Origin of the sequence: Massilia sp. PAMC28688, assembly GCF_019443445.1 — a bacterium.
GTDB lineage: Bacteria > Pseudomonadota > Gammaproteobacteria > Burkholderiales > Burkholderiaceae_D > Telluria_A.
The window spans coordinates 230,698-243,658 of the sequence record NZ_CP080378.1 but is presented as its reverse complement, the minus strand read 5'-3'; the positions used below and the strand labels follow the sequence as shown (position 1 = coordinate 243,658).

The window sequence follows — 12,961 nt, the reverse complement described above, 5'->3', positions numbered from 1 at the left end:
ATGCAACAAAAACATTTTATGCTGTGTGAATTTCATGTGACTACCGCGCCGAAATCGGCACAGTTGTCTAGACCAGTTGTCCTGCGCCTGTGATTACGTCTTACATTGCAGAGCTCGCTACTCAGAAGCGGGTCCCGCGAATAACGGGAATAACTGGACGACAAAGGTAATGCCTGCGTCTTCCTCCATAAATTCTTACGGAGTCAGAGGAAACGACATGAAGCAATCGCAGTTGAACTATCCAACCCTTTTAAAAATGGCCGCCGCCGTCATGCTGGCAACTGGCCCGATGGTGGCAGTGGCCGGTATGCCGGATTTGCAGCCCAATGCCGCTGCCAGGCACTACGCCGCCGATACCGACCGCATGATCGTCAAGTACCGCGCTGCCGCCACAAGCGGCAAGCAGGGTGCAATGGCGGCGCCCATGAGCAGCAGCCGCATGGCCTTTGCCGCCCGCGCCGGCCAGCAGCTGGGCGTGACCATGAAAGCGGCGCGCACGACCGCGACCGGTGCCCAGGTGTTCGAGCTCGACCGAAAAATGTCCGTCAAGGATGTGGCCGCGCTGGCGGCAGACCTGAAGGCGCGCGACCCGTCGGTTGAATACGCCGAGCCGGACCGCATGCTGCAGGCCTTGATGACGCCGACCGATTCGCGCTACAACGAGCAATGGCATTATTTTGAAGCGGCAGGCGGCCTGCGCCTGCCGGCAGCGTGGGACCAGTCCACCGGTGTTGGCGTGACCGTGGCCGTGATCGATACCGGCTTTCGGCCGCACCCCGACCTGGCCGCCAATCTCTTGCCCGGCTACGACTTCATCAGTAACGCCAGCGTGGCCAATGACGGTGGCGGCCGCGATGCCGATGCCACCGATACGGGCGACTCGCTGATCGCGAACCAGTGCGGCTTCGGGCGCCCGGCGCAAAATACCAATTCGAGCTGGCACGGCACCCACGTGGCGGGGACCATCGCCGCCCGTACCAATAACGGCGTGGGCGTGGCCGGCGTGGCATTCAATGCCAAGGTGGTGCCGGCCCGCGTACTCGGCAAATGCGGTGGCTATACGTCCGACATTGCCGATGCCATCATCTGGTCGTCCGGCGGTGCGGTTGCAGGCGTACCGGCCAATGCCAACCCGGCGCGGGTGATCAATTTGTCGCTCGGTGGCCCCGGCACCTGCGACACCACCACCCAGACGGCGATTAATGGCGCACGCGCACGCGGCAGCATTGTCATTGTTGCGGCAGGCAACGACAACACGGATGCCAGCGGCTTCACGCCGGCCAACTGCGCAGGCGTGACGACCGTTGCAGCGGTCAATCGTTCCGGTGGACGTGCCTGGTACTCCAACTATGGCGCAGTCATCGATGTTGCCGCGCCCGGTGGCGACACCCAGGTCAATGCCAACGGTATCCTGTCCACCCACAACGCCGGCACCACCACCCCGGGTGCGGACAGCTATTCGTATCAGCAGGGCACGTCAATGGCCGCGCCGCACGTGGCCGGGGTGGCAGCATTGATGATCGCGAAGAAACCATCGGTCACCGTCGACGAACTTGAATCCAGGCTCAAGTCCACCACCCGCGCTTTTGCGGCAGCATGCAATGGCTGCGGCACGGGGGTGGTCGATGCCACCGCAGCCGTGCTTGCCATGGGCGGCACCGTGACGCCACCGCCACCGACCACCGATCCGCTGCTCAGAACCGAAGTGGAGCCGAACAATGGCATGAGCAGCGCCAATATTGTCGCTACCAGCGGCACGACCGTGCAAGGCAGCATGGGCAGCTGGAGCGATACCGATATCTTCCTGGTGCAACTGCCGCCCGGCAAGACGCTCAGCTCGACCTTGATTCCCGGCAGCGCGAATGCAGATTACGATCTGCTGGTGTACGGCGCCAATGGCGGCTTGCTCGGCAAGAGCGAGAATGGACCTGGCGCCACTGATGCGGTTTCCGTGACCAACTACAACAGCACGACCATGGCCCGTTATGTACGCGTGGTGTACTACAGCGGGGGCACGGGCGCGGTCGGCGGCAAATATTCGCTCAAGCTGAGCTGGTAACAAGGGGCGTGACCGCACCCCGGTCGTGCGTACAAGGGAGCGCCGTCATTGGCGTTCCCTTTTTTTGATTTCGGCCACTTCATCGTCACTTCACACACACTCCTCACCATGCAAGAGGTGGCATATGCCCTCGTTTTTTTTGGAGTGACTGTGAAATTGTCCGGCCAGACGCTGTCCCTGCTTTCCACCTTGCGCATCAGCACCCTTGATGCGCGCTTGTCCGCCCACCATGCGCGCCCGGCGCTCACCGGCCCGGCGCGCTGGCTGACAGAATTCATTTACTTCGGCATCAAGAACGCGCGCGCCTGCCTGTTCGTGGGACTGTTCTTTCTCGCGGTGTTTACGGTGCCCCGGGCCGGGTTGCTCGGCCTTCCCCGCTACGACGTGCTGCTTGTGGTGGCACTCGGCATCCAGGCATGGATGGTCTGGTCGCGGCTCGAAACGGTCGATGAGCTCAAGGCGGTCACGCTGTTCCACGTGATCGGTTTCGCGCTGGAGGTATTCAAGACGTCGAGCGGGATCAAGTCATGGGCCTATCCCGACTTTGCGTACACCAAGCTGTTTGGGGTGCCCCTGTTTGCGGGATTCATGTATGCGGCCGTGGGCAGCTACATGATCCAGGCCTGGCGCCTGTTTGACCTGCGCATCCGGCATCACCCGCCTTACTGGATGGCCGCGCTCATTGCCATTCTCATTTACGCCAACTTCTTTACCCATCATTTCATTGGCGACTACCGCTGGTACGTCGCAGCGTGCGCACTGGGGCTGTACGCACGCGCCACCGTCATCTACCGGCCACTGGACGTTGACCGCACGATGCCCTTGCTGCTTGCCTTTGTGCTGATCGGGTTTTTTATCTGGCTGGCCGAAAACATCAGTACCTTTTTCGGCATCTGGAAGTATCCCAACCAGCTCGGCGCCTGGTCCATGGTGCACGTGGGGAAATGGAGCTCGTGGTCGCTGCTGGTGGTAATGACCTTTACGATCATCGCCAACCTCAAACATATCAAGGCACGCGTCCAGGTGCCGCTCTAGCGCCGCACGTAAAAAAGCCAGCATCACGCTGGCTTTTCGCGGGTGGCCTTCGGCGCCTTCAGTCCAACAGGCCTACCGCCAGTTCGGCCCACACCGTCAGGAAGACACAGGCCAGCACGGCGGCGGTGATCATGCGCTGGCGGCTGGTCTTGACTTTGCTGGCGATAAGGACATAAGCAATGCCGGTACCTGCGATCAGCAGGGCGGCAAACACGAAGTCGGACAGCGTCCAGACCACTTCGTCCGTGAACTGCATGGCCGCCAGTGGAACAAGCAGCAGCAGGCCGGTGCCCGCGAGCACCCGGGCGATATCCCGGCTGATGTTGTTTTCGGCGCCACCGCGGCCATTGCCCATCGTTGTATTCATGATGATCCCCATCCTGGTTAAAGTCGATAGCTGCACTTTAGGGCCGCAATGTGAAGGCACGATGCGCTGAGGATGAATTGCGCTACCCCGTCACCTGCCGCGCGACGGGGTGTGCCCGCTTATTTGAGCACGATGGCGATGTCGACCAGGTCCACCGCACCGGTGCCAATGGCCGACAGGGCCGCATTGGTGCTGCCATTGACCGGCGTGGCGGCGCCGGTGGCCGCATTCACGCGGTACAGGGTGACAGGCCCGCCCGCGGGGCGCAGGGCGGCCAGTACCAGGCCGTTGGCGCCACCGGCAATGTCCATGCCCACGTCGCCGCTGACATCGAGCCCGAAGCCGCCGATATTGACCAGCGTGCCGTCATTGGGCGGATTTTGCAGCGCCAGGCTGTCGCTGTCGGCATCGGCCACCAGCAGCATGGTGGAGGTGGTGCCGGCAAAGCTGTTGGTGTAGGCGGCAGCGGTTACGGCGGGCAGGGCGGGCGCGCGGTTGATGGTGCCGTCGGTCGTGGTGGCGCCGGTGTCGACGTTGATGCGCAGGTTCTGGCCACTGTTGCTGATCACGCGCAGGCGATCGGCCACGGGGTTGAAGTCGACAGCGAATTCGGTGCCGGCGATGGCGGTAAATGGCGCGGTGGCGTCGGTCGCATCGGCAGCCAGCGTGGCCTTGAGGGTGGCCGCACCAGTGGCTGTGTCGATGGTGTAGATGCGGCCCGAGGCGGCGATGCCGATCATGGCGCCGTCGCGCGGGCGCACGTCGATGCCGATCAGGCGCTCGCCGCTGGCGGTGCCGGTCACTGCCACGTCGGTGGCCAGGGTGTTGGGCGTGGCAGGGCGGAACGATACCAGGCGGTTGGTGCTGGTCAGGCCGAACACGGTGGGCGCAGCGGGCGTACGAATGGCGATGCCACGCACGTCTTCCATGGCGGCGATGGAATTGACCAGGGTGGCAGCGCCCGTGGTGACGCCCAGGTTGATGGCATAGATGCCGCGCACGCCGCCAACTGTCATGACGGCGTAGCCACGGTTGTTGCGCGCGTCGATATCAAACGCCCCCACGCTGGTGGCGGTCACGCCCAGTGCCACCGGCGACGCGAGGGTGCCGTCGTTGGGCGGGTTCTGGGTATACAGCGTGCCATTGGCACCATCGAGCACGAACAGGGTGGTGCTGCCGGTGCCGGCGAAGGAGTTGGTGTAGGCGGCGGCCGTGAGGACGGTGTTGGCCGCGCCGCCGTTGATATTGCCGTCGGTGGTGGTGGCGCCCGTGTCGACATTGATGCGCAGGTTCTGGCCCGTGTTGCTGACAACGCGCAGGCGGTCAGGCACGGGGTTGAAGTCCACGCCAAACTCGGTCCCGGCCATGGCGGTGAAGGGATTGGTGGTATCGGTGGCGTCGGCGCTCAGGGTTGACTTCTGGGTGGCCACGCCGGTGGTCGGATCGATCGTATATAGCCGTCCCGTGCTGCCCACGCCGTACAGCAGGCCGTCGGCAGGGCGATAGTCGATGCCGACCATGTTTTCACCGGACTGCATGCCGGTGATCGTCACGCCGGTGCGCAGGGTGGCGCTGTTGTCCATGTTGTAGGAAAGCAGGCGATTGGCAGAGGTGAGGATGACGGTGTCGCCCGCTTCGACCGGCGGGATCGGCGTGGTGACGACTGGCGGGGTGTCGCTGGCCGCGTCGTCGTCACTGCCGCAGGCGGCAAGGGACAGGGCAATGGCAGAGGCGAGCAGGAGCTTGGGCAGGGTAGGCGCGTGCATGGTATGAACCTTTCTCTATGGACAAGTTGAATCGTCCCGAAACGGGAGTGACAATTCATATACGCAAACGAACAACAACTGGATGCATTTGCCTCGCATCTTTTTTGTTGGCGCGCCGGGTGAGATAATGCGCCCTCTGTTTTTTTTGCTTCCATCATGCGTAAATCTTCTTCCGGCACACTGGTGTATTCCACCGAAACGGGCCGCCTGTGCCCTGCCTGCGGCGAGCCGCTGGCCAATTGCCGTTGCAAGGCACTGGCCAAGGCGGCCGTGGCCGGTGATGGCGCGGTCCGGGTGTCGCGCCAGACCAAGGGGCGCGGCGGCAAATGCGTCACCCTGGTCAAGGGCGTGGCGCTGGATGCGGCGGCACTGGCGGTGCTGGGCAAGGCCTTGCGGGCAGCGTGCGGCGCGGGCGGCACGGTCAAGGATGGCGTGATCGAAGTGCAGGGCGAGCACGTGGACACCGTGCTGGCGACTTTGCTCAAGCTGGGCCACCGGGCAAAAAAGGCTGGCTGAAAATGGCTCATGAGAGAATAGCCGCCGGTGCCGGGCCCGGACGCGGCCAAGGCCAGCCGATTTGGCGATCAGAGAACAAGCTGAAGGAAAGAGAGCAATGGAAGTGAAGAACGGGAGCATTCCCCAGCGGCTGACCCTGTCGGCCCGCCTGAAAAGTTTTGCCTATGCAATTGCCGGCATTATTTTCATGCTCAAGACTCAGCACAACGCCTGGCTGCATGCAGTTGCGACCATGGCGGTCATCGCGCTGGCGCTGTACTGCAACGTGTCGGCGAGCGACTGGCGCTGGCTGATCGTGGCCATGGCCATGGTGTGGGTGGGCGAAACCATCAATACGGCAGTGGAATACGTGTGCGACGTGGTGTCGCCCAACTATAGCGAGGCCGTCAAGCATGCCAAGGATATTGCGGCAGGCGGCGTGCTTATTGCCGCGCTGGCCTCGCTCATCATCGGCATTCTGACTTTCTGGCCATATTTCACTTGAGAAACATCGATATTACTTAGCGTGTAGGATTGCTCCCGCAGCACAACGAGCCGAATGCTTGATATATGCACGTGCTTGTGTGGGGTAACCGACAGAGCGTTTGTGGCTATCGGGGAGATACTGACTTTAGCGGAACAATTAATGCTGGAGTCAAGTAATGAAATCGACAAGTTTGCTGGTGGTGTCCCTGAGCGTCTGCGCGAGTCTCGCGCATGCCCAAAGCGGGCCACGTTCCGGCGATGTTTTCCGGCTCAGTTTGCCTACCATGGACGGCAAGCGCGCCCTGGCCGTGATCGAGGTGGACGATCTGTTCGAGCCCGGCATGACCGATACCGCGACCCAGGTGTTTGGCTACCCCGGCAAGCGCATGGGCCTGGCCACGGTGGCCGAACCGCGCCGCCTGCCCATCGACGGCATCGAGCGCGACCGGAGCAACAACCGCGCCTGGGGCATTTCCGTGGGCGCCCAGGGCGGCCCTTTCACATTCCGCATTGCACACCAGAACAAGAACGTGGCCAAGGTCGCGCCCTCCATGCCGCTGGGCCTGCGCACCGACGCCAAGAATTCCATCATTGCCGCCAACATCGATATCGGACCCGTCAAGGCCTACACGGCGTACAGTGCCAACCGCGGCTGGGGCAGTTCGCCCTTGTGGAATCCCGACAATCCTTACGGAGCGGCCATGGTCAGCACGCCGTCGACCAACAGCCGCGATGTGCTGGTGGGCATGGCCATGCCGATGGGTGCAACCACGCTGCTCGCGTCGTTCGTGCGCAAGAATGACCGCGACGCGGCAGACTTGAACGCCCAGCAACTGGCGGTGGGAGCCACTTACGCCATGTCCCGCAAGCTGGACTTTTACGCGGCGCTGTCGCACACGCAACTGCGTCCCGGCGCCTTGAATGGCGCCGCGGTAGGTGGCTCGGCGGCCGTCAATATCGGCATGCGGCATTCCTTTTGACCGTCCACTCCCAGGCGCGCCGCTGGCGCCGGGCGTGCGCCCCCGATGCCAAAAAATCGGTAGCCTGAAACTACAATATTTCTCACCATATGGAGGCCATCATGACTGGCAACAGCACACTTGATCCTGACAACTTCCCTGAAGCCCCGGACCGCGTACTCGGTAGCGGCCACGGCACCGGCGCCCTGGGCCCCAGCGATACGTCCGACAGCGGCAGCGATGTGGTCGGCGCCGCCGGGCTGGCCGGTGACGACATGCTCGACTTCGATACCGGCACCACGTCCGACATCGATACCAGCCGCGCCGGCGGTACGGCCGGACCGGACGTGGGTGACGCCAACCTCGACAGCGACAGTGATTCGGGCGGCACCGGCGAGCGCGCTACTGCCGGGCGCGACACGGTCGTGCGTGACGGCGCGGACATTGACGTCGATCATATCGAAGCCATTCCGAACGTGGCGCTGGATGAGGACGACGTGGCGTTCCTGCACAGCACGCCGCCCGGCGGCGACCGCGACAAGCCGCAGCAGGGCAGAAGGTAGCAGCCGGCAATTCCTATGAATTGACAGTCTCAAAAACGGCAGTCCTTCCGGACTGCCGTTTTGCCGTGGTAAGTCGGCGTGGTGCAGGGCAGGCGCCGGCAACCCGTCCCTGGCGGCGGGCCAGGGCAGTCCGGCGCTGGCTGGCTCACGCCTTCAAATGCTTCCTGAAAAAGTCCATGGTGCGCGTCCACGCCAGCTTTGCCGCCGCCTCGTCGTAGCGCGGGGTGGTGTCATTGTGAAACCCGTGCTGGGTGCCCGGATAGACGTAGTGGGTGTATTCGACCTTGTTGGCCTTGAGCGCAGCTTCATACGCCGGCCATCCTGCCAGGATGCGTTCATCCTTTTCGGCGTCATGGATCAGGAGCGGCGTTTTCATCTTGGGTACTTCCGCCGCCGGTGTCTGGGAACCATAGAATGCCACAGCCGCGTCGAGGCCCTTGACGACAGTGGGCAGGTAGTTGGCGATGCCGCCGCCATAGCAAAATCCGACCACGCCAACCTTGCCGCTGCCTTCGGGCATCTTGCGCAGCATGTCGGTGGCGGCGACGAAATCAGCCCGTGTTTTCACCTGGTCGAGTTTGCCAAACAGTTCGCGCCCCTTGTCTTCGTCGCCGGGGTAGCCGCCCAGCGGGAACAGCGCGTCCGGCGCGAAGGCGATGAAGTTTTCGACGGCCACGCGGCGGGCAACATCTTCAATGTGGGGATTGAGGCCGCGGTTTTCATGCACCACGAGCACTGCCGGTAGCTTGCCCTTGGCATTGGCGGGCATGACGAGGTAGCCGCGCAGCGTGCCGTAGCCTTGCGGCGATGGATACTCCACATACCTGGCCTGGATACGCGGATCCGTGGGTGCCACCATGGTGGCAGCGAAACTGGGCGACAGGGCGCTCAGCAAGCCGGCGGCCGTCACGCCGCCCACGGCGTAGCGGCCCGCTTCCGATAGAAAACCACGGCGGTCGATCTGGCCGTGCACATACTGGTCAAACAGTTTGAGTACTTCCGGATCGAAGTCATGCTGGGTCAGGCGGGTCATCGTCGATGTCTCCTCGTATTGACGTTCTCTGGTGGTCCAAAACAGCAGTGAACAAGGATCATACTCCGGCCGCCCAGGTCATGCCGGCCGCCGCGCACGGGAGAGGAAGCCAGTCCAGCAGTGCCCGTGGTTCGCCTCTGCCCGCGCGCGCGGCATCAACGCCTCGGCTGGTAGATCCTGTCGAAGATGGCGCCGTCCGCAAAGTGGGTTTTTTGCGCATTGCGCCAGTTGCCGGCGACGTCGGCAATGGTGAACAGCGTCATTTTCGGATACTGCGCGGCGTATTTGACCGATGCCCTGTGGCCGATGGGGCGATAGTAGTTACGGGCTGCGATTTCCTGGCCTTCTTCGCTGTACAGGTACTCCACATAGGCCTGTGCGACCTGGCGCGTGCCGCGCTTGTCGGCCACCTTGTCAACCACCGCTACCGGCGGCTCGGCCACAATGCTGGTGGACGGTGCGACCATTTCCACCTTGTGCGGACCGAGTTCGCGCATGGCCAGCAGGGCTTCATTTTCCCAGGCAATGAGGACGTCGCCGATGCCGCGTTCAACAAACGTGGTGGTGGCGCCGCGGGCGCCGGAATCGAGCACAGGGACATTCTTGTACAGCTGATTGACAAAGGCGGTGGCCGAGGCCGGGGTACCACCCGGCTGGCGCAAGGCATAACCCCAGGCGGCCAGGTAATTCCAGCGCGCCCCGCCCGAGGTCTTGGGATTGGGCGTAATCACGGCTATACCCGGTTTGACCAGGTCGGCCCAGTCCTTGATGTTTTTGGGATTGCCCTTGCGCACCAGGAACACGATGGTGGAGCTGTACGGCGCGCTGTTGAACTTCAGGCGCTGTTGCCACTGCGGATGGATGAGGCCGCGCTCGGCAATGGCGTCAATGTCGTGCGCCAGCGCGAGTGTGACGACGTCTGCCTGCAAGCCATCGATGACGGTGCGCGCCTGTTTTCCAGAGCCGCCATGCGACTGCCGGATGGACACCTTGTCGCCGGTACGTGCCTTCCAGTGTTTGGCAAAGGCGGCGTTGAAGTCCTGGTACAGTTCGCGCGTCGGGTCGTACGACACATTGAGCAGCGTGATGTCGGCTGCCGCGGCCGCTGGCGCCATGATAGCCACGGCCAGCAGGCACACAACTCGTTTGTTTAACAGCATGGTGATTCTCTCGGTAGTTCGGGTGAAAACAGCTTACGTCCCGGCCCGGCGAAAGAACACGAATTTAAACGGGTTTGCTTATGCGCTCAGTGTGCCTTGGAGAGGATGAGCAGCCAGCGGCGCAGCAGCAGCACTTCCACGTGGCCCGGCTCGACACCGGTGTCGCACTCGATGAGGGGATTGACGGGATAAAAACGCTTGCGGAAGTCACGCGTGACCAGCACTTCCCGGCGGCCGAAGCGCAGCATGAAAGGGGTGGGTGCGTATTGCATGCCGAAATTGCTGTTCAAGGTGGTCATGACAAATTCCTTTGATTGGTTTTGCGTTGAAGAGATTCCAGAATATCACAACTACTGTACAAATCCACAGTTACTGTACAAAAGCCCAGCCTTTTTCACGGATGTCGCTTTTTTGCCAACAGTGTGGTGCGAAAAAGCAACTCTGCGCCCAGCTTAATCCCCCCACATTGCGCCCGCATGACGAATGACTTGCGCTGGCTCAGATGAAGCTTGAATTGCCGGGTTGACGTCGGGTAACAACTGCGGTCTACTGGATGTCAGGCGCCGGCAGCGCCATTAACGTTCAATTTCCGAGGCCTACCATGTCGCTTGCCAAGGTCATCAGTCCCGAACTGTTCAATTCGATCAGCAAGGACGTGTCCAAATACATCAAGAAAAAGCTCAAGGGCATGGAGATTGACGTGACCGACATGGAGCTGCACAATTCCTCGCAGACCCGCACGCTGCGCGTGTATGCCACGCTCGGGCGCACCACCAATCTCAAGGCCCTGTACCTGGCCGAACAGATGGTGTCGAAAGAGCTGCTGCAGGAATTCCGGGTCCAGGTCCATGCCTTTTACTGGCGCTACCTGCCCGAGGAAAAGCTGGCCGCCGACACCGTCACCGCACCCATATCTGCGAACTGATTTCATGGCCCGTCAAAAAATTCTCGTTGTAGATGATTCCGCTTCCCAGCGCATGATTGTCGCTGCCGTCCTGAGCCAGGAAGGCCATAGCGTGATCATGGCCTGCGACGGCGAGGAAGCCGTCCAGAAAGCCCGGAGCGAACTGCCCGACCTGATCATCATGGATATCGTCATGCCGGGCCTCAACGGCTTTCAAGCCACCCGGGCCATCACCAATGATGAAAGCACCTGGCATATCCCGGTCATCCTGCTCACCAGCAAGGACATGGATTCGGACCGCATCTGGGCCCTGCGCCAGGGTGCCACCGCCTTCATGAACAAGCCGCTCGACCACGTCAAGCTGCTGGAACTGGTCAAGACGCTGGCCTAGGCGGTCTGCGGGCCGCGCGCCGGCGCCAGCAGCGCCTGCAGCGCCTGTAGTATTGGCAGTGCGCGCCGCTTCATGCGTAAATGACGGTTTCGCCATTGCACGCTCCTGCCCATGCCCGTCACCGATCGTTATCCGCGCCTGGCGCGCCATGTCGCCGCCCGTTTCAACCCTGATGAAGTGTTCGGCCTGCACCTGACCCTCGGTGCCATTGCGCTGGTCGTCACCATGGCCTTGTTCGGCCTGCTGGCCAGCGACGTGGTCAGCGGCGCTCCGATTACCGTGCTCGACGAGCATCTGGCGCAATGGTTCAACCGCCATGCCCACGAAGACTGGATTCCCCTCATGTTTGGCGTGACACACCTGAACCATCCGGTGGGCCTGATGGTCATGAGCGCGCTGTTCGTGGCTTACCTGCGCCGGCGCGGTGCCCACGACTGGATGGCCGCCGTGGTGCTGGCAGTACCGGGCGGCATGCTGCTCAATGTTTTGTTAAAGTACACATTCCAGCGGGCCAGGCCGGGGTTTGACGAGCCACTGGTGCAACTGGCCACGTACAGTTTTCCCAGCGGTCATACTTCCGGCGCGACCTTGTTTTACGGCGTGCTGGCGGCCTATCTGGTCATGCAGTGGCGCGGGGCGGCAGCGCGCGCCCTGGTGCTGCTGGGCGCGGCCGTGATGGTAGCGCTGGTGGCGTACAGCCGCGTGTACCTGGGCGCACATTATCTGAGCGATGTGCTGGCCGGCGTCGCGGTGGGTTGTGCCTGGCTGGCAATCTGCATCACAGGCATATCCACGCTCAGGCGGCGCCGTGCGGCGCAGGCGGGCAGGACACCGGGAGAAATGTCTGACCAGGATCGCAGTCATCATTAACGGCAGTGCCGGCGCCGGCCATGGCCAGGACCAGGCGGCGTCCCTGCGCCTGAAATTTGCCGCCCATGCGCTGGAGGCGGACGTGACGCTGGCGGCCGACGGCGAGGCGATCATTGCCGCCACCCGGCGCGCCGTGGTGCAGCGCCTGCCGGTGGTGGTGGCCGGCGGCGGCGATGGCACCATCAACGCGGTGGCCTCGGTGCTGGCCGATCATCCCCACATTGCCTTTGGCGTGCTGCCGCTGGGCACGCTCAACCATTTTGCCAAGGATGCAGGCATCCCGCTCGACCTCGATGAAGCGATTGCCACCATTGCCAGGGGGGCCAGGCGGCGGGTGGACCTGGGGGAAGTCAATGGACGGATCTTCCTGAACAATTCCAGCCTGGGCCTGTATCCTGACATTGTGCGCGAGCGGGAAAAGCAGCAGCACCGCCTGGGGCGGGGCAAGTGGCTGGCGGCTTGCTGGGCCACGCTGCGGGCGCTCAAGCGCTATCCATTCCTGAACGTGTCGCTCAGGCTTGACGATGGCGCCGACCACGTGCGCAGTACGCCCTTTGTTTTTGTAGGCAACAACGAGTACTCGATGCAAGGCTTCAACCTGGGTGCGCGCGCCCGGCTCGATGGCGGCCGCCTGAGCTTATGCATGGCGCAGCGGCCGGGGCGCCTGGCCTTGCTGCGGCTGGGCTGGTGCGCGCTGCGCGGACGCCTGGCCCAGGAGGGCGATTTCGACATGCTGCAGGCCCGCAGCATGGAGATCGAGACCCGTGAGCGGCGCGTGCGTGTGGCAACCGATGGCGAAGTGACGGTGATGCATTCGCCCTTGCGCTACCGCATCCGTCCCGGTGCGCTCAATGTCATTGTTCCAATGTAAGG

General features: G+C 62.7%; 15 protein-coding genes. 10 read left to right on the top strand and 5 right to left on the bottom strand.

Annotated elements, in window-relative coordinates; translation table 11 throughout:
* The first annotated feature begins 217 nt into the window (after window positions 1-217).
* Together KY495_RS01010 and KY495_RS01005 are read left to right on the top strand one after the other, a co-directional pair.
* Entirely contained in the window at window positions 218-2,059 is a 1,842-nt protein-coding gene (locus KY495_RS01010) for a S8 family peptidase (protein WP_219881936.1), read from the top strand.
* Between the two features lie 216 nt (window positions 2,060-2,275).
* The gene (locus KY495_RS01005) at window positions 2,276-3,094 is read left to right on the top strand and encodes a DUF817 domain-containing protein (protein ID WP_229518666.1); all 819 of its coding nucleotides are present in this window, start codon (window positions 2,276-2,278) and stop codon (window positions 3,092-3,094) included.
* Between the two features lie 58 nt (window positions 3,095-3,152).
* On the opposite strand, the gene KY495_RS01000 is transcribed toward KY495_RS01005, so the two are convergent.
* Complete coding sequence (locus KY495_RS01000; RefSeq protein WP_219881934.1) at window positions 3,153-3,461, bottom strand: hypothetical protein; 309 nt, start codon at window positions 3,459-3,461, stop codon at window positions 3,153-3,155.
* A gap of 119 nt (window positions 3,462-3,580) precedes the next feature.
* A complete protein-coding gene (locus KY495_RS00995; protein ID WP_219881933.1) occupies window positions 3,581-5,227 on the bottom strand; it encodes a DUF4394 domain-containing protein in 1,647 nt (548 codons plus the stop codon).
* Window positions 5,228-5,383: 156 nt separating this feature from the next.
* On the opposite strand from KY495_RS00995, the gene KY495_RS00990 reads away from it, so the two are divergent.
* The 4 genes from KY495_RS00990 to KY495_RS00975 all read left to right on the top strand — a co-directional run bounded on the left by KY495_RS00990 (window position 5,384) and on the right by KY495_RS00975 (window position 7,730).
* Window positions 5,384-5,743, top strand: a complete 360-nt coding sequence (locus tag KY495_RS00990; RefSeq protein WP_219881932.1) for a translation initiation factor Sui1 — start codon at window positions 5,384-5,386, stop codon at window positions 5,741-5,743.
* A gap of 97 nt (window positions 5,744-5,840) precedes the next feature.
* Window positions 5,841-6,227 (top strand): diacylglycerol kinase family protein, encoded by a 387-nt coding sequence (locus KY495_RS00985; RefSeq protein WP_219881931.1) that lies wholly within the window; start codon window positions 5,841-5,843, stop codon window positions 6,225-6,227.
* A 157-nt stretch (window positions 6,228-6,384) separates the two neighbouring features.
* On the top strand, window positions 6,385-7,188 hold the full coding sequence (locus KY495_RS00980; RefSeq protein WP_219881930.1) for a porin: 804 nt from the start codon (window positions 6,385-6,387) through the stop codon (window positions 7,186-7,188).
* A 101-nt stretch (window positions 7,189-7,289) separates the two neighbouring features.
* On the top strand, window positions 7,290-7,730 hold the full coding sequence (locus tag KY495_RS00975; RefSeq protein ID WP_219881929.1) for a hypothetical protein: 441 nt from the start codon (window positions 7,290-7,292) through the stop codon (window positions 7,728-7,730).
* Between the two features lie 145 nt (window positions 7,731-7,875).
* Here the strand turns inward: KY495_RS00975 and KY495_RS00970 are convergent, their stop codons facing one another.
* From KY495_RS00970 to KY495_RS00960, 3 genes are all read right to left on the bottom strand, one after another.
* Window positions 7,876-8,763, bottom strand: coding sequence for a dienelactone hydrolase family protein (locus KY495_RS00970; RefSeq protein ID WP_219881928.1), 888 nt, complete (start codon window positions 8,761-8,763; stop codon window positions 7,876-7,878).
* 155 nt (window positions 8,764-8,918) lie between these two features.
* Complete coding sequence (locus tag KY495_RS00965) at window positions 8,919-9,923, bottom strand: sulfate ABC transporter substrate-binding protein (RefSeq protein ID WP_219881927.1); 1,005 nt, start codon at window positions 9,921-9,923, stop codon at window positions 8,919-8,921.
* An 86-nt stretch (window positions 9,924-10,009) separates the two neighbouring features.
* Entirely contained in the window at window positions 10,010-10,222 is a 213-nt protein-coding gene (locus KY495_RS00960; RefSeq protein WP_219881926.1) for a hypothetical protein, read from the bottom strand.
* A 302-nt stretch (window positions 10,223-10,524) separates the two neighbouring features.
* On the opposite strand from KY495_RS00960, the gene KY495_RS00955 reads away from it, so the two are divergent.
* The 4 genes from KY495_RS00955 to KY495_RS00940 all read left to right on the top strand — a co-directional run bounded on the left by KY495_RS00955 (window position 10,525) and on the right by KY495_RS00940 (window position 12,959).
* Window positions 10,525-10,848 (top strand): hypothetical protein, encoded by a 324-nt coding sequence (locus KY495_RS00955; protein ID WP_219881925.1) that lies wholly within the window; start codon window positions 10,525-10,527, stop codon window positions 10,846-10,848.
* Window positions 10,849-10,852: 4 nt separating this feature from the next.
* Complete coding sequence (locus KY495_RS00950; protein ID WP_219881924.1) at window positions 10,853-11,218, top strand: response regulator; 366 nt, start codon at window positions 10,853-10,855, stop codon at window positions 11,216-11,218.
* Window positions 11,219-11,329: 111 nt separating this feature from the next.
* Window positions 11,330-12,088, top strand: coding sequence for a phosphatase PAP2 family protein (locus KY495_RS00945; RefSeq protein WP_219881923.1), 759 nt, complete (start codon window positions 11,330-11,332; stop codon window positions 12,086-12,088).
* Window positions 12,027-12,959 carry a diacylglycerol kinase family protein gene (locus KY495_RS00940; protein ID WP_219884417.1) on the top strand — a complete coding sequence of 311 codons (933 nt, stop codon included), beginning with the start codon at window positions 12,027-12,029 and terminating at the stop codon, window positions 12,957-12,959. The genes KY495_RS00945 and KY495_RS00940 overlap by 62 nt, the downstream gene beginning before the upstream one ends.
* Window positions 12,960-12,961: the final 2 nt, after the last annotated feature.

Bases quoted from the DNA above. Each gene is read 5' to 3' on its own strand.
- KY495_RS01010 (WP_219881936.1), top strand. From the start codon at position 218: ATGAAGCAATCGCAGTTGAACTATCCAACCCTTTTAAAAATGGCCGCC.
- KY495_RS00975 (WP_219881929.1), top strand. From the start codon at position 7,290: ATGACTGGCAACAGCACACTTGATCCTGACAACTTCCCTGAAGCCCCG.
- KY495_RS00970 (WP_219881928.1), bottom strand. From the start codon at position 8,763: ATGACCCGCCTGACCCAGCATGACTTCGATCCGGAAGTACTCAAACTG.
- KY495_RS00950 (WP_219881924.1), top strand. From the start codon at position 10,853: ATGGCCCGTCAAAAAATTCTCGTTGTAGATGATTCCGCTTCCCAGCGC.
- KY495_RS01000 (WP_219881934.1), bottom strand. From the start codon at position 3,461: ATGAATACAACGATGGGCAATGGCCGCGGTGGCGCCGAAAACAACATC.
- KY495_RS00945 (WP_219881923.1), top strand. From the start codon at position 11,330: ATGCCCGTCACCGATCGTTATCCGCGCCTGGCGCGCCATGTCGCCGCC.
- KY495_RS00960 (WP_219881926.1), bottom strand. From the start codon at position 10,222: ATGACCACCTTGAACAGCAATTTCGGCATGCAATACGCACCCACCCCT.
- KY495_RS00995 (WP_219881933.1), bottom strand. From the start codon at position 5,227: ATGCACGCGCCTACCCTGCCCAAGCTCCTGCTCGCCTCTGCCATTGCC.
- KY495_RS00980 (WP_219881930.1), top strand. From the start codon at position 6,385: ATGAAATCGACAAGTTTGCTGGTGGTGTCCCTGAGCGTCTGCGCGAGT.
- KY495_RS00985 (WP_219881931.1), top strand. From the start codon at position 5,841: ATGGAAGTGAAGAACGGGAGCATTCCCCAGCGGCTGACCCTGTCGGCC.
- KY495_RS00990 (WP_219881932.1), top strand. From the start codon at position 5,384: ATGCGTAAATCTTCTTCCGGCACACTGGTGTATTCCACCGAAACGGGC.
- KY495_RS00955 (WP_219881925.1), top strand. From the start codon at position 10,525: ATGTCGCTTGCCAAGGTCATCAGTCCCGAACTGTTCAATTCGATCAGC.
- KY495_RS00965 (WP_219881927.1), bottom strand. From the start codon at position 9,923: ATGCTGTTAAACAAACGAGTTGTGTGCCTGCTGGCCGTGGCTATCATG.